Consider the following 15,207-nt stretch of genomic DNA (forward strand, 5'->3'; position numbering starts at 1 on the left):
GGTGTTGAGTCCTTGAAAGGATGAGCACCATGCCAGCACCAAAAAAGTATCCTGACGAGCTTCGCCAGAGGGCGGTCCGCCTCGTTATGGACGCGCAGAAGGATCCCAGCGATCGGCGGGGTGCCTGCACCCGGATTGGTGCGCAGCTGGGCATCCCGGCAGATACCATCCGTGGCTGGGTGCGCATCGTGGAGATCGATCAGGGCGTGCGCCCTGGCACTACCACCGATGACGCGACTCGCCTGGCCGAGCTTGAGCGTGAAGTTGTTGAGTTGCGCCGGGCCAATGCGATTTTGAAATCAGCATCAGCTTTCTTCGCGGCGGAGCTGTGCGCCACGAGGCGCTGTGTGTGTCGAGGGGCGGTGAGAGACCGTCCTGGTTGGGTCGTCGCAGCGGCCTGATTGAGCTGGGGGCAGCCTGAGCTGGGGAACGCCGGTGAGGGTGGCAAGCGGCCCCGACAAAGGCGAGACGTGCCGGGACTACCAGACGGCGCGGGTTCGTCGAGCAAGGTCAGAAGGTACAACGTGAGTGAACTGGTGTTTGACGCCCTGTAACCGCGAAGCCGTGCTCAAATCTGGTGGATATGGGCCGGTGTGCAGCGCACTGGATGCCATGCGTGGCGTCTGGACTCCGAAGCCGTTTCGTTCTGTCGGCGGGGAGGCCACGGTGAAGGCCTGCGGCGTAGCCGTGGCGATGCTGCCGGGGTAGAGCCAGGTGCCTCCCTGACTGATCGATCATGCAGTGAACGTGGGAACCATTTCGTGGTTCCCCAACCGGTAGGTAGCCAGCCTTCCGGTTGGGGTAGGTCCGTTGCCGACCGAAGACCACAAGGTGGGGCGGAGGCCTCGTAGTAGTCGCGGGAGTAACGACCCGTCATTGGGGATCGGGAAAGCCGGTCACAGGGCGAAGGGGGCCAGCAAGTTAGCAGATTGAGTGAATGGAATGTCAGGAGGAATAGTCGCCGGTGAATATCGACGAACTGGAGCACGCCGTAGTTGCGGCGGAGCGACGGGTACTGAAGATCCAGACCAAGCTGCATAGTTGGGCCCGTGATGATGCTCATCGTCGGTTCGATGACCTGTTCAACCTCGTGGCTGACCCAGGCTTCTTGTTGGTGGCTTGGGACCGGGTGCAAGGGAACAAGGGTGCCCGTACTGCGGGTGTGGATGGCCGCACGGCGGCATCCATTCAGGATGGTGAAGGCGTCGAGGTGTTCCTTGACAGGCTGCGGTTGTCTTTGCGCGACCGCAGTTTCGTCCCGGTGCCGGTGCGGGAACGGATGATTCCGAAGGCGGGCGGGAAGATGCGCCGCCTTGGCATCCCGACCGTGGCCGACCGGGTCGTCCAAGCCAGCCTGAAATTGGTGTTGGAGCCGATCTTTGAGGCGGATTTCCACCCGTGTTCCTATGGGTTCCGTCCGAAGCGTCGGGCCCATGATGCGGTTGCCGAGGTGCGTTATCTCGCGACGAGACCACGTTGCTATGACTGGATCGTCGAAGGAGATATCAAGGCGTGCTTCGATGAGATCGACCATATTGCCCTGATGCGTAGGGTCCGGTCTCGCATCGGTGACAAACGCGTCCTGGGACTGGTGAAGGCATTCTTGAAGGCTGGGATCCTCTCCGAGGGTCAGCAGCTGAAGGAAACCACCGCTGGAACCCCTCAGGGTGGGATCCTTTCTCCACTGCTGGCCAATGTGGCGTTGTCGGTGATTGACGAGTTCGTCGCTCAAGCTCCCGGCGGGCCCTCGACCAGCGCAGTGGAGCGAGCCCGGCGGCTGCGCCATGGTCGACCAAATTTCCGCCTGGTGCGGTATGCGGACGACTGGTGCCTGATGATTCGCGGCACCAAGGCCGATGCCGAAGGGCTCCGGGAAGGGATCGCGGAGGTCTTGGCCACGATGGGTTTGCGCCTGTCGGAGGAGAAGACCTTGATCACCCATATTGATGAGGGCCTCGACTTTCTAGGATGGCGCATCCAGCGCCACCGTAAGCGAGGAACGAACGAGCACTACGTGTACGTCTATCCGGCAAAGAAGGCCGTGCAAGCGGCCAAGCGGAAGATCAAGACGTTGTGCCGACAGGTCACCGAGAACCAGTCGTTGGATGAGCTGCTGCGTCGATTGAACCCGATGCTGCGGGGCTGGTGCGCCTATTTCCGTCCCGGCGTTTCGTCCGCAGTCTTCTCCTACCTGAGCCACTACACGTGGCAGACGGTGTGGCGATGGCTGCGGCGGAAACATCGCCGGTCCACGGTCAAAGAACTCCGTCGGCAATACTGCGGCGGAGGCTGGTGGCCAGCAAGCCAAGAGAGGGAAATGTTTCGTCCCGAGAAAGTGGGCACGAGCCGATACCGCTACCGCGGGTCGATTATCCCCTCACCTTGGCCCACGACCGATGAAACAACCACCACGCCGCTTGACCGGCTTGTGGAGAGCCCGGTGCATTGAAAGGTGCCCGCCGGGTTCGGGAAGCGGTCCGGGGAAACGGGCCAGCCGTAAGCTGGCACCGCGCCCCGGGCCGACTTTCACCGACCGCCCCTCACGACGATGATCTCTTACATCGATAATCACAAGGACGAATACGGGGTCGAGCCGATCTGCAGAGAGCTGCCGATTGCCCCGTCGACCTACTACGCTGCCAAGGCACGACCGGAGTCCAAACGGTCAATAACCGACGCCGTGACGGCGGAGAAAATCACCCGGGTGCACCGGGAGAACTACAGTGTTTATGGGGCCAGGAAAGTTTATGCGGCGCTGAACCGAGAGGGCTACAAAGTGGCCCGGTGCACCGTGGAGCGGCTGATGCGCCGTACCGGGTTGCACGGTGTTCGCCGTGCCAAGGGGCCCCGCACAACGGTGCCAGGACCCTTGTCGGAGCGGCCGGCGGATCTGGTTCGGCGACAATTCAGCGCACCTGCTCCGAACTGTCTCTGGGTCGCAGACATTACCTACATTCGAACGTTCTCCGGCTGGGTTTACGCGGCCTTTGTTTTGGATGTTTTCTCCCGCCGGGTGGTCGGCTGGCAGCTGTCCACGACCATGCACACAGCCCTGGCACTGGACGCCCTGGAGATGGGGTTGTGGACCCGCCGGCGCGACGGGAAGGACGTCTCCCAGCTCGTACACCATTCCGACAGAGGGGTGCAGTATCGTGCCATCCGATATACCGAACGCCTTGCTGACGCCGAAGCAGTCGCCTCCGTGGGAGCCAAGGGTGATAGCTACGACAATGCCATGGCAGAGGCGCTCAATTCCCTCTTCAAGGCCGAGCTCATCCGGAACAAAGGTCCGTGGACCGGCATCAACGACCTTGAAATCGCCGTCGCCGAATACATCGATTGGTACAACTACCGGCGTCTCCACGGCGAGATCGGGTATATACCGCCGGTAGAAGCAGAAACCATTTTCCACTCAAATCTACCCACCATCAAAACGATGGAACGGGTCTAACAAACCCTCCACCAAACCCGGGGCTTGACACAATTTGCCCAACAGGTAAGCCGTGCGTTGCAACGAGGAGAAGTCCATCGCCATCTGGCGTTCCCGCAGGTAATCCACGAGCACGTCCCGGACCGGCCGGCAGTCGATCTTGTAACGGTCGATCAGCTGCTCGCATGTCGGTTGCCCGTTGCCGGAGAACATTTCAATGGCGGCGGGTGCATCTTCGCCCCAGACAAACTGACGCAGCAGTTGATAGAACAGCGGGCTGCGCGTATTTGTCTGTAACCCTGTGCCGGTGACGGTCGCGAGCAGCTCAACGCAGTCTCCGACCCTCACCGCCGAGACCGGGCCGCCCTTGGCGGCCATGATGATCGCGATGCGGGTCAGGGCCTGTTGGGCGGCTTGCAATCCAATGGGTCCTTCGAGGCAGGCCTGGTTTAAGTCAGCGAACGCCTTGCTGTCGCGGGTCCGGGCCATCTCGTTGGTCAACGCCCGACGCGCCGGGGCGAAACGCAGCAGCCAGTCAAGGCCCGGACGGATCACATCAGCGCAGATCAGCACCATCAGGCCGATGCTCAAGTGGGGTGCCGGCGCACCAGGAGCGGTCCGCCCCCGGCCGGCGGCCTCGCCAAAAAACAAGTCCCGCCAGTCGGCGGCAGCCTCCGCGCCACTGGCCTGCCACCGTTGCTGCCAGTTCCCGCCGGGGAAATCGGCCAGCCAGCCCAGCACTGCCAGCACGCCCGTCCGGCGAATCCGCTGGCTGTCCGGATTCTCCAAGCTGAACGGCGCCGCGAGCACACGGGCCAGCACCGCAGAACGATCATCACAGGTCGAAGGCCACGACAGGCCGACCCCGCGGGCGGGGAACGCGGCCATCAGCTGCGCGCCGGTTTGCCCTACTGCAGGGGCCGCCGCGGCATCACTGACCACCGACGGGGCGAGTAATTGTCCGCTGCCCGTCACGGCTGGTTCCCTCCGAAGAGGATCTGCAGGCTCTCGGCCCGGTAACCAGGTGCAGGTGTGGGCACCGGGTCACGCAGGAGCTGCCGGGCATGAAAGGCAAGCACCCCGGCAATCACGTCCTCGGTCACCGGGTTTAAATACCGCTGCGTGGTCGACAAAAATGCATGACCCAGGACCCATTGCACGTCGGTCAACGGCATCTTCGGATCCTGGGCCATCCGGTAAGCGGCCGTGTGGCGAAGGTCATGCAGGGACCAGTCCGTGCCCATCGATGCATTCGCCCGATCGAACATCGCCCGCGCCGCGTCATAGGTCAACGCGCGGAACGGACGCCGCAACGTCCACCACAACGGTTCATCCCTGCCCGGCGGAACCAAGCCCGACACTTGTGCCTGATAGAGACGCAACCAGACGAACGCGTCCGGCGCAGCAGGCAATGGCTGCAACGCACCGGTGCCCTTGCGCAGCACGGTGATCAATTGCTGGCCGGGATCAACGTCGGCCACCGTGGCCCCCAGCAGCTCCGAAGCCCGGGCCCCGGTCGAGACCCAGAAGGCGACCAGTGCCCGCTCCCGATGCGACCCCAGCCGAGCGAACAACTGATCGAATTGTTCATCGGGGAACGCCCGTGGTGCGCGGGCCACGATCTTGGGCCGATAGCGGCCGCGGTGCTGCCCGCCAAAAGATTCCATCGGGTTGTGATGCGCCCGGACCCGGGTGCCTCCACGGGCACGGACCAGGGGAAACGGGTTGAGCATCGGTCCGGTGCCAGCTTCCAGATGGAAGTCATAGAAACCACGCAGCACGCTCTCGCAATGCGCAACGGTTACCGCGGCATACCGGTCGCCGTCCGGAGACTTGCCCGCCCCCGAATTCACCTTTTCCGCCCCGGGCGTCGCGTCGGAACCCGGCCCGCCCCCATCGGGGTATCGCCAATGCGGCCGCACCGGCTTAAGCGTCACCTGCAGCCAACGGCAGAAATCACGCGCTTCGACCCGGGTTGCCTGATCCCACGCCAGCCCGAGCGCCGACAGGAATCGAAACCAGCGCAACAAATCCATGCCATATGACCGCAGTGTCGTCGCCGGCCGCCCGCATGCCACCAGCTCGGCGAAGAACGCCGCCGCCGAACCTATCGTCTCCCCGGAGCCGTCAACCAGCCGATACGGTTCGAACGGATTGCCGGTTGCCTCCAGCGAACCCGACGGCGGCACCACCAGCCCGGACAGTACCCGCGGAACGTTCTCTTCGTTGCCCATGAGAACAGAACCTAGCCGACGCAAACCGGCGCCGCCTACGGTTCTCCCGGGAGGGCCCGACTAGTTCGGTTAACACGTCAGTTTTACCGTCGCCTCGGTAGATCTTGGAGGCGTGGTGCACGGTCCGGCCGGGAATGTAGAGGATGTTCTGGCCGTGGCCGACGAGCAGGGCAATCAGCAGCGCCGGTCCGCCGTGATTCAGGTCGGTCGCCCACACCACCGGATCCCCGGCTGCGATCTCAAGGACGCTGGCCAGGAGTTGCAGCAGCGCTGGTTCGTCGTTGGGGATCTTTTGGGAGAGCAGCCGGTTTCCGTCTGCGTCGATTACATAGCAGTGATGATGGGCTTTGCCGGCGTCGATGCCGGCCCAAAGGTGTACCAAGAACAGCCTCCAGTCCGTTGGATGGGTAAGGCCCCAGCAGATAACCGCGCCGTCGTGTCCTTATTCGGCGATCATGTCGCGTCTCTCAATCAGCGGTCGGGTCATCGCGGGGTGGCGGGCGGCCAATCCTTCGAAGCCGTCACGCACGAGTTGTCCGGCCACAGCAACCAAAGCCATACCCGCCTCCCCTGGGTAGCCACGACCCTACAACGGCCGGGGAACTGCACCCGGTAACAACATAAGGACAGCAACCAGAAAACGTCGAAGACGTGAGGAAGGGCCAGGGCGGGCCGGAGCTTTGCGACGGACAGCCCTGGACCCCACAGCCGGCCGCGCCAGCGGACGCCCGGTAACTGGTTGGAGCGCAGCGGAAATCAGGGCCTTGATATGGTGGGCCGGCCTTTGCCGGTTGCAGAGACTAGTGAACAGACAGGGCGTCGATGGTTGAGAGATTATGGTCTTATTGGCCGATAGGGCTCTGGGTGCCCGGCGTTATGGTCATCGTGTACCTCGTCTTCCGCAACGCGGATCTGCGTCGGGTCTTCGTCATATCTTTGCTGGGTTTTACCGTGATTTACGCCCTGTCCTGGTGGGCCTATGCCGCTCAGTCGGATCTACCCGTCAGGACAGAAGGCACAGCGCTCGGGACCCGGACGACCGATGTCAACACCAGCCTGTCTGCGTTGTTCGGACTGCTCTTCAGTTTCTACGGCTTCATCGGAACGGCTGCCATCTGGGCTGTCCACGAGGTGGTCCGCCGGGTTGCCCGACGACGGACGTCCATGTCTGCCCGGAAGCATGAAGATCGAGGGGAGAAAAGTACTGGCCCGACTCGGTCGGGGCGGAACTAGGTGTGGCTGCAGCTGGCCTTTACGCCCCCGGAGAACGAGCCCGAGCCGTCAGCGCCTGGATGGCCGAACTGCGGAACGGGTGGTGACTATGCCCGCATCATTAGAGCATGGCCAGCCGGGTTCTTGATTGCCGGTGACCCCGAGTCTCGGACGGTCTGGGAAGCCAGGCGGGGCCCCTCGGCGCAGCTCAACGCCGGGAGGCTCCGCTACTGGTTCGTTTGGCCCCGGTCGTTCTTGGCCGGGGTTTCCGGCACGATGCGCTGCAGGAGCGCGTCGTGGGCTTTTTGTAGGGTCTCGGCCCGGGCCTCGGCCGCGGCCACCCTGGCCGCTGCGTCGGCTGCGGTGTTGCTGGCCTGTTGTTCGGCGGCTCGTGCCTGCTCCAGTTGCTCCTGGATCGCCGCGGCCTGGGTATCGAGTGCGGTGACCCGGGCGGTGAGTTCGGTGACGGCGGCGTCTTTCTCGTCGCTGACCTTGTCCAGGTCAGCGACGAGTTCGGAGATCTCCAGGCCCAGATCCTTCTTCTCCTGCGCCCAGACCGCTTCCGCGGCGGCGTGCCGCTCATCCGCCAGGGCGGAGGCTTCGGCCCAGCAGGCACCGGCCAGGCGGGCGGCCTGTTCCAGCACCGCTGCCGGGGTCGCGGCGAGACGGCCTCCCGCGGCCTGCTTCTCCTCGACCCACTCCTTCAGGTAACGGGTGGCGTCGGCGTTGCTCACACCCGCCGCTGCCCGCACCGTCGAGACGGTAGGCCGGCGCTCGGCACTGATCTGCTCCGCAGCAGCAAACACACGGTCTTTCACACTCGACGCCACGGCGACAACCTCAAATAGTAGGAGTAGTAGTAACAAAACTACTACTCCTACTACTTTATGGCAATGCCGCCGCCGAATTCCCTGGCCCGGCGGCCCTCTCCGCTCCGCCAGGAGCTCCGGGGGGCCGACGGGCGCCCGGCTGCGCCGCGGCGGTGGCCGCCACGTCGCCGGCCTGCCTGGCGGGGTGGTCATGGCAGGATGGGCTCCATCATGGACAGGCGGTTACGGCGCGCTCCGGACGCGGAATGGGTGTTGATGTACCGGCTCGGACTGAGCCGGCAGCGCATCGCTGACCTCGTGCGTGCCGAACCGGCCACCGTCGGGTATCACCTGGTCATCGCCCGCCGCCAGGACCCGGGACTCGAACCCGCGCACCAGGCCGCCACGGTCACCAGAGCCGGCCCCTCCCCCGCGGACGTTGCCCGCATGGGCGAGATCATCGCCTGGATAACCGCCGGGGGCTGGCTCCCCCGCGACCGCTCGGAGGATAAGGGCGAACGGTCGATGGCGCGGTGGCTCTCGGAGCGCCGGAGCGAAGCGGCCGAGGGCACCTTGGACCCGGTCTACCGTGACGGCCTCGCACGGGTCCCCGGCTGGGAGGGAAACCACCGGGCAGCCGCGGATGAGGCCCGGTGGCATGACCGCCTCGCCCAGCTGGTGGACTTCCGTGCCGAGGGCAACGACTGGCCCCGCCACCACGACTACGCCTCCGAACGGGAACACACCCTCGGGGTGTGGATCCACACCCAGCGACACAAACACCGCCGAGGCGACCTCGACCCTGAGAAGGTCAGGCTCCTGAACGACGCCGGCCCCGGGTGGCAGACCGGCAGGACGCGGGGCCGCCCGCCCCGCACGTAAACGAGGGTTTTGCGCCGTGCTGGCAGACTCACCCCCTGAATGTTCTGCCCGGCCCCGATAGACTCGTTGAGGCTCTCCAGTCCCCCCAGCTTGGAGAGCCGGGAGCCTCCACGCTTGAGTCCTTGATTCGCGCGGAGGCTTCCTCATGCCCCCAGCCAAAGGTCCGCCGCCCGACATCCCCTCAGTACAGCGCGCCGTTTCGCCGGGTTGTGCCCATTGGGGGTCAGGTGGAGCCCTCCGCACAGCTCAAAGTTGTCCCCACTGGCGTGCAACCCGGCCCCCGCCACAGGCCCGCCCCGGCGGGCGGCGGTACTTTCTGTCGGCCCCAAGAGCTATGATTATTCGAATATATATTCGAATAAAAGGTGTGTTGTGGGCGTTCTTGTTGGTCCCCGCGTGATAGATGCGGGTGCGTCGTTGTTGTCGGTGCTGATCTCTCCGGTCGCTGTCGCGGCCGGGTATCCCTCGCCTTATGCGCAACTCGAATGTCTCATGAGTTACTGCTCCTTTGCAGATGGTGGCATGCAGGGGCGCCGCCCCGCATGCGGTAATCACCGGGTTGACGGGCGCAGGCCGCTCCCCAGTGACATGTCTCCGCCAGTCTTTCCATATGTCATGTGCCACACGGTATTTGTGAAACTTTTTCCTAATGCTTGAGCTTCATTCGGCCCCGCCCGAAGATCAAAAAGGCGCCACAGCAAAACCTAACAAAGTCCTACCAGGAGCCCAGTCCGGCTTCCTTGTAGTACCCCTCGATGTGGTCCGCCACCAGCAGGGCGGCACGGACGTGTTAACCGAACTAACCGGGTCCACCCGGGAGAACCGCGGGCGGAGCCGGCGGGCGTCGGCTAGGTTCTGTTCTCATGGTCAACGAAGAGAACGTTCCGCGGTTACTGTCCGGGCTGGTGGTGCTGCCGTCGGGTGCGCTGAAGACCACCGGCAGTCCCTTCGAACCGTATCGGCTGGTTGACGGCGCCGGAGAGACGATAAGGCCGGCGGCGGCATTCTTCGCCGAGTTGGTGGCGTGCGGGCGGCCGGCGACGACGTTGCGGTCATATGGCATGGACTTATTGCGCTGGTTTCGTTTCCTCTCGGCCCTCGAGCTGGTGTGGGATCAGGCAACCCAGGTCGAAGCGCGTGATTTCTGCCGTTGGCTGCAGGTGGCGCTCAAGCCGGTGCGACCGCATTGGCGGTACCCCGATGGCGGCGGCCCGGGTTCCGACGGGACACCCGGTGCTGGAAAGGAGATCCCGGGGCCGGGCAAGGCCCCGGACGGCGACCGGTATGCCGCGGTAACGGTTGCGCATTGCGAGAGTGTGCTGCGCGGCTTCTACGATTTCCACTTGGAAGCCGGCACCGGACCGATGCTTAACCCGTTCCCCCTGGCCCGCGCCCGTGGAGGCACCCGCGCGCGGGCGCATCACAACCCGATGGAACCGTTTTCCGGGCAGCGCCGCGGCCGCTATCGGCCCAAGGTCGTGACCCGGGCCCCACGGGCGATCCCCGATGACCAGTTCGATCAGTTGTTTGCGCAGCTGGGCTCGCATCGGGACCGGGCGCTGGTCGCGTTCTGGGTCTCGACAGGTGCCCGGGCCTCGGAGCTGCTGGGGGCCACGGTGGCTGACGTTGATCCCGGGCAGCAATTGATCACCGTGCTGCGCAAGGGCAGCGGTGCGTTACAGCCATTGCCTGCCGCGCCGGACGCGTTCGTCTGGCTGCGTCTCTATCAAACACAAGTGTCGGGCCTGGTTCCGCGGGGCAGGGATGAACCATTGTGGTGGACGTTGCGGCGCCCGTTCCGAGCGTTGACCTATGACGCGGCGCGGGCGATGTTCGATCGGGCGAATGCATCGCTGGGCACGGACTGGTCCCTGCACGACCTTCGCCACACGGCCGCCTACCGGATGGCCCAGGATCCGAAGATGCCGTTAACCGACGTCCAATGGGTCCTGGGTCACGCATTTTTGTCGACCACGCAGCGGTATTTGAACCCGGTGACCGAGGACGTGATTGCCGGAGTGCTTGCCTTTCATGCCCGGCAGCTCCTGCGTGATCCGGTGCCCCCACACCTGCCGCCGGTTACCGTCCCGAGAGCCTGCAGATCCTCTTCGGAGGGAACCAGCCATGACGGGCAGGGAACAATTACTCGCCCCGCCGGTGGTCAGTGGTGCGGCCACGGCCCCTGCAGTGACGCAAACGGGGGCGCAGCTGATGGCCGCGTTCCCCGCGCGCGGGGTTGACCCGTCGTGGCCTTCGACCTGTGATGATCGTTCTGCGGTGCTGGCCCGCGTGCTCGCTGCACCGTTCAGGCTGGAGAATCCGAACAGCCAGCGGATCCGCCGGACGGGAGTGCTGGCAGTGCTGGGCTGGCTGGCCGATTTCCCCGGCGGGAACTGGCAGCAACGGTGGCAGGCCAGCGGCGCGGAGGCTGCCCGCGACTGGCGGGACTTGTTCATCGGCGAGGCCGCCGGCCGGGGGCGGACCGCTCCTGGTGCGCCGGCACCCCACCTGAGCATCGGCCTGATGGTGCTGATCTGCGCTGATGTGATCCGTCCCGGCCTTGACTGGCTGTTGCGTTTCACCCCGGCGCGTCGGAGTTTGGCCACCGAGATGGCCCGCACCCGGGACAGCAAGGCGTTCGCTGTCCTGAACCAGGCCTGCACCGAAGCGCACGTTGGATTGCAAACCAGCCAACAGGCCCTGACCCGGATCGCAGTCATCATGGCCGCCAAGGGAGGCCTGGTCTCGGCGGTGAGGGTCGGAGACTGCGTTGAGCTGCTCGCGACCGTCACCGGTATCGGCACCGGTACCCGGCTGCAGACAAATGCGCGCAGCCCGCTGTTCTATCAACTGCTGCGTCACCATGTCTGGGGCGAGGATGCGCCCGCCGTCATTGAAATGTTCTCCGGCAGCGGCCAACCGACGTGCGAGCAGCTGATCGACCGCTACAACATCAAGTGCCGGCCGGTCCGGGACGTGCTCGTGGATTACCTGCGGGAACGCCAGATGGCGATGGACTTCTCGTCATTGCAACGCACCGCCTACCTGTTGGGCAAATTGTTCTGGGCCGATCTGGAAGCCCACCATCCAGGGATCGAATCACTGAAGCTATCCCGCGAGGTCGCAGCGTCATGGAAAAAGCGTGTCATGACCCGTGCCCGCACCAGCACCTCTGCCAACGGGGAGCAGATCCAAAGGACGTCGGCACGGCTGGATGGGCGCAGCGTCTTTTCTGCCGTGCGCGCCTTCTACCTGGACCTGGCCGAATGGGCCGATGACGACCCTGCACGGTGGGGTCCGTGGGCGGTGCGTTGCCCGGTCAGCGCCACCGATGTCTCCCACAAAAAAGACCGGTTGGCCCGTAAATCACGCACGGACCAACGCACCCGCGAACGGCTGCCGGTGCTGCCGGCGCTGGTCTCGTGGGTGCAGGCCGAACGGGCACGCACCAGTGACCTGCTCGCCGCCGGCGAACGCACCACTGCCGGCGAACTTTTCACCGCTGCAGGCCAAACGTTGCGCCGCACGGCCATGAAGACCGAAGCCACAGGCCGGGTCTGGGCCGAGGACCCGGAGGGCGGACCACGCCGCGATCTGACGTTCGGAGAGCATCGTGGTTTCTGGACCTGGGCCATGGTCGAGGTGCTGCGCCACACAGGCATCCGCATCGAAGAGCTCAGTGAACTCTCACACCACAGCCTGATCCAATACCGGCTACCCGACACAGGAGCACTGGTACCCCTGCTGCAGATCGCCCCTTCCAAGACCGATGCCGAGCGAATACTGGTCATCTCGCCCGAACTCGCTGACGTGCTCTCCCAGATCGTCTCCCGGATCCGCGCCGGGCAACCCCACGTCCCACCAGTAGTGTCCTACGACAAAAACGAACGCGTCTACAACCCGCCCCTGCCCCTGTTGTTCCAATGGCGTCGGCGTCTGGACAACCGGGCAGTCTCAGAAACCGCGCTACGCAGTTACCTCGACCACGCCCTGCAAGAACTCGGCATCAAGGACGGCGGCGGCAGCCCGATGCGCTACACCTTCCACGACTTCCGCCGGATCTTCATCACCGATGCAATCATGCACGGCATGCCACCCCACATAGCCCAGCTCGTCGCCGGACACCGCGACATCAACACCACCATGGGATACAAAGCCGTCTACCCCGAAGAAGTCATCAACGGCCACCGTGAATTCATCGCCCGCCGCCGCGCGCTACGTCCCAGCCAGGAATACCGCACCCCCACCGACGCGGAATGGGCCGAGTTCATCGGCCACTTCGAACACCGCAAGGTTTCCGTCGGTGACTGCGGCCGCTCCTACGACACGCCCTGCATCCACGAGCACAGCTGCCTGCGCTGCCCGCTGCTGCGGCCCGACCCCACAGCCAGACCCCGCCTGGCACACATCCGCGACAACCTCATCGAGCGCATCGCCGAAGCCGAGTCCCACCGCTGGCTCGGAGAAGCCGAAGGCCTCAAAGTCAGCCTCGCAGGGGCCCGCGCCAAACTGGCCGAAATGGACCAAATAACCGAACGCCGCAACACAACCCAACTCGGCATGCCCACCTTCACCCAAGCCGCCGGCCGCACCAACATCAGCCAACCCGACCCCAGAAACGGCCCGTAATATGGGCGATTTCCCCGCAATTTCTTAGTTCGGAGAAGACGCCGTCGTTGTTGTTGATGGCCGCCAGAATCTCGCGGTGTTCTGAGCGGAGTCTTGCGGCGGTGGCATCCCAGTCCGGCAAATTGGCCGTGAGCCGGCCGGCGTAACCCTGGATGGCTTCGCGCAGGGAACCCATCATGGCGCTGACCACGGCGTTGCCGGCGGCCTCGGCCAGGGCCAGGTGGAAGCGGACGTCCAGCGCCAGGAAATCCTCTGTGTCCGGGCCTGCGTCCATCTGCTCCAGCAGCGCGGCGGCCTCGGCAAGCGCCGGGGAATCCGCACGCGCGCGGGCGGCCGCCCAGGATTCGAGGAGCACTCGCGTTTCCACGATGTCCGCCACCGGCAGGTGCTGCGTGGCAACGTGCAGCCGCAGCGCCGAGCCGAGCGCCGCCGTCGGATCGGAATTTTTCAAGCTGGGTGGTACCAAGGGGAGTTAGCGGTCCAGGGACGCTGTCGCGCCGTGGGGATTGAAAATTTGTGGTTGGCCGCAGCTCCCGGGTTCTTGTGCAGTGGTGGTGGCCGGTGAAGGATTGTGATGTTCGCTGCGGTCGACGCCGATGCTTCCTTGGTGCCGTGTTTTGAGCCTGTGAGTTAGCGTGGTGTGGAGGGCTTCCACGGGAACCGTGGATTGTTGTCTTTGAGCACGGGTGCTAGATTCCTGATTTTCTCCCTGTCCTCCCTGCAGCGGACGTTCATATCGGTTCAATGACGTTGGGAGGTCGGATCAAATGGATATCGTTCATGAGCGTTCGGTGGGGATAGATATCTCGAAGCGCGACGCGAAGGTGTGTGTTCGGGTTCCCGGCACTGCACGGGGCGAATACGTCTCCACGGTCACTACCTGGGGTGCGACCACGAACCAGGTCTTGGAGCTGAAGGGGTTTCTCGAAGAGCAGCACGTCAGCATCGTGGTGATGGAAGCGACCAGCGACTATTGGAAACCGTTCTACTATTTGTTGGAAGCGACGTTGCCGGTGATGCTGGTCAACGCCAGGCATGCTAAGAACCTGCCCGGACGTAAAACCGACGTTTCAGACGCAACATGGCTGGCCCAACTTGGCGCGCACGGCCTGCTCCGGGCCTCGTTCGTCCCGCCCGAACCGATCCGTGAACTACGGGACCTGACCCGCTCCCGCGCGATCGCCGTCGGCGATCGGACCAGGGAAATCCAACGGCTCGAGAAGTTCCTTGAGGGCTCCGGTCTCAAGCTCTCGGCCGTCGTCAGTGATCTCGCGGGGGCCTCCTCCAGGGCGATGCTTGAAGCCCTTGTCGCAGGGGAGCGCGATCCACAGGTGCTGGCGCAATTGGCCCAGCGCCGGATGAGGCCAAAGATCCCGCAGCTCGTGGAGGCCCTTACCGGGCGATTCACTGACCATCACGCGTTCATCGTCCGTCTGCATCTGGACCAAATTGACCAACAGACCAAGGCCATTGACGCCCTCGCGGAGCGCATTGGCACGGTGATGGTGCCCTTTCGTCCAGCCCGTGAAGCGCTGACCTCGATCCCGGGAGTCTCGGGCTTGGTCGCTGATGTGATCATTGCCGAAACCGGCGCGGACATGAGTGTCTTTCCCACGGCTGCACATTTGGCATCCTGGGCCGGTGTTTGCCCCGGTTCCAACGAGTCCGCTGGCCGGGTCAAATCCACCAAAACCATGCCCGGTAACAAGCACTTGAAGGCAGCCCTTGGCATCGCTGCCATGTCAGCGGCCCGCAGCAAAGATACTTACCTCAGCGTCAAATACAAACGGATCGCTGCCCGTCGTGGCCCGATCAAGGCTGTTGTCGCGATCGAGCACGTCATCCTGACTGCCACTTGGCACATGCTCGTCAACGGCGAGGTTTACCAAGACCCGGGCGCCGACTATTACCTCAAACGGGACCCGCAACAAGCCAAAGCCAGGGCCCTCCGACAGCTCAAATCCCTCGGATTTGACGTCACTCTCACTCCAGCAGCAGCCTGACCCACCAT

At 64.3% G+C, this 15,207-nt stretch carries 10 protein-coding genes, 3 pseudogenes and 1 other annotated feature; of the genes and pseudogenes, 8 read left to right on the forward strand and 5 right to left on the reverse strand.

Annotated elements, in window-relative coordinates:
- Positions 1-29 precede the first annotated feature (29 nt).
- From ACQCSY_RS21990 to ACQCSY_RS22000, 3 genes are all read left to right on the forward strand, one after another.
- On the forward strand, positions 30-401 hold the full coding sequence (locus tag ACQCSY_RS21990) for a transposase (RefSeq protein ID WP_427136425.1): 372 nt from the start codon (positions 30-32) through the stop codon (positions 399-401).
- Positions 402-964: 563 nt separating this feature from the next.
- Positions 965-2,449 carry a group II intron reverse transcriptase/maturase gene (gene ltrA, locus ACQCSY_RS21995; protein WP_427136427.1) on the forward strand — a complete coding sequence of 495 codons (1,485 nt, stop codon included), beginning with the start codon at positions 965-967 and terminating at the stop codon, positions 2,447-2,449.
- Between the two features lie 59 nt (positions 2,450-2,508).
- Positions 2,509-2,623 (forward strand) — a sequence feature (AL1L pseudoknot).
- Entirely contained in the window at positions 2,549-3,451 is a 903-nt protein-coding gene (locus ACQCSY_RS22000) for an IS3 family transposase (RefSeq protein ID WP_427136429.1), read from the forward strand. Its footprint overlaps the feature before it by 75 nt.
- On the opposite strand, the gene ACQCSY_RS22005 is transcribed toward ACQCSY_RS22000, so the two are convergent.
- The 4 genes and pseudogenes from ACQCSY_RS22005 to ACQCSY_RS22020 all read right to left on the reverse strand — a co-directional run bounded on the left by ACQCSY_RS22005 (position 3,419) and on the right by ACQCSY_RS22020 (position 7,706).
- Positions 3,419-4,405, reverse strand: a complete 987-nt coding sequence (locus tag ACQCSY_RS22005) for a hypothetical protein (protein ID WP_427136431.1) — start codon at positions 4,403-4,405, stop codon at positions 3,419-3,421. The genes ACQCSY_RS22000 and ACQCSY_RS22005 overlap by 33 nt on opposite strands.
- Positions 4,402-5,664, reverse strand: coding sequence for a tyrosine-type recombinase/integrase (locus ACQCSY_RS22010; protein ID WP_427136433.1), 1,263 nt, complete (start codon positions 5,662-5,664; stop codon positions 4,402-4,404). The genes ACQCSY_RS22005 and ACQCSY_RS22010 overlap by 4 nt, the downstream gene beginning before the upstream one ends.
- A gap of 76 nt (positions 5,665-5,740) precedes the next feature.
- Positions 5,741-6,046: pseudogene (locus ACQCSY_RS22015) on the reverse strand (IS110 family transposase); the annotation flags it as partial.
- A gap of 1,057 nt (positions 6,047-7,103) precedes the next feature.
- Positions 7,104-7,706, reverse strand: coding sequence for a DNA-binding protein (locus ACQCSY_RS22020; protein WP_427136435.1), 603 nt, complete (start codon positions 7,704-7,706; stop codon positions 7,104-7,106).
- Positions 7,707-7,916: 210 nt separating this feature from the next.
- Between ACQCSY_RS22020 and ACQCSY_RS22025 the strand changes: the two genes are divergently transcribed.
- The 4 genes and pseudogenes from ACQCSY_RS22025 (at position 7,917) to ACQCSY_RS22040 (ending at position 13,196) form a co-directional block, all read left to right on the forward strand.
- Positions 7,917-8,567 carry a helicase associated domain-containing protein gene (locus ACQCSY_RS22025; RefSeq protein ID WP_427136437.1) on the forward strand — a complete coding sequence of 217 codons (651 nt, stop codon included), beginning with the start codon at positions 7,917-7,919 and terminating at the stop codon, positions 8,565-8,567.
- 372 nt (positions 8,568-8,939) lie between these two features.
- Positions 8,940-9,038, forward strand: a pseudogene (locus ACQCSY_RS22030) (LexA family transcriptional regulator); the annotation flags it as partial.
- Positions 9,039-9,430: 392 nt separating this feature from the next.
- Positions 9,431-10,807 (forward strand): tyrosine-type recombinase/integrase, encoded by a 1,377-nt coding sequence (locus tag ACQCSY_RS22035; protein ID WP_427136439.1) that lies wholly within the window; start codon positions 9,431-9,433, stop codon positions 10,805-10,807.
- Positions 10,692-13,196 (forward strand): tyrosine-type recombinase/integrase, encoded by a 2,505-nt coding sequence (locus ACQCSY_RS22040; protein WP_427136441.1) that lies wholly within the window; start codon positions 10,692-10,694, stop codon positions 13,194-13,196. The genes ACQCSY_RS22035 and ACQCSY_RS22040 overlap by 116 nt, the downstream gene beginning before the upstream one ends.
- Here the strand turns inward: ACQCSY_RS22040 and ACQCSY_RS22045 are convergent.
- Positions 13,165-13,638, reverse strand: a pseudogene (locus ACQCSY_RS22045) (FadR/GntR family transcriptional regulator); the annotation flags it as partial. The gene ACQCSY_RS22040 and the pseudogene ACQCSY_RS22045 overlap by 32 nt on opposite strands.
- A gap of 325 nt (positions 13,639-13,963) precedes the next feature.
- Here ACQCSY_RS22045 and ACQCSY_RS22050 point away from each other — a divergent pair.
- On the forward strand, positions 13,964-15,199 hold the full coding sequence (locus tag ACQCSY_RS22050) for an IS110 family transposase (RefSeq protein ID WP_427136443.1): 1,236 nt from the start codon (positions 13,964-13,966) through the stop codon (positions 15,197-15,199).
- The last annotated feature ends 8 nt before the right edge of the window (positions 15,200-15,207 follow it).

This window comes from Pseudarthrobacter sp. S9, from assembly GCF_050156545.1.
In the GTDB taxonomy this organism is placed as follows: domain Bacteria; phylum Actinomycetota; class Actinomycetes; order Actinomycetales; family Micrococcaceae; genus Arthrobacter.

Excerpts from the sequence above, each read along its gene's own strand:
- ACQCSY_RS22000 (WP_427136429.1), top strand. The coding sequence starts at position 2,549 with ATGATCTCTTACATCGATAATCACAAGGACGAATACGGGGTCGAGCCG.
- ACQCSY_RS21990 (WP_427136425.1), top strand. The coding sequence starts at position 30 with ATGCCAGCACCAAAAAAGTATCCTGACGAGCTTCGCCAGAGGGCGGTC.
- ACQCSY_RS22010 (WP_427136433.1), bottom strand. The coding sequence starts at position 5,664 with ATGGGCAACGAAGAGAACGTTCCGCGGGTACTGTCCGGGCTGGTGGTG.
- ACQCSY_RS22025 (WP_427136437.1), top strand. The coding sequence starts at position 7,917 with ATGGACAGGCGGTTACGGCGCGCTCCGGACGCGGAATGGGTGTTGATG.
- ACQCSY_RS22040 (WP_427136441.1), top strand. The coding sequence starts at position 10,692 with ATGACGGGCAGGGAACAATTACTCGCCCCGCCGGTGGTCAGTGGTGCG.
- ACQCSY_RS22050 (WP_427136443.1), top strand. The coding sequence starts at position 13,964 with ATGGATATCGTTCATGAGCGTTCGGTGGGGATAGATATCTCGAAGCGC.
- ACQCSY_RS22035 (WP_427136439.1), top strand. The coding sequence starts at position 9,431 with ATGGTCAACGAAGAGAACGTTCCGCGGTTACTGTCCGGGCTGGTGGTG.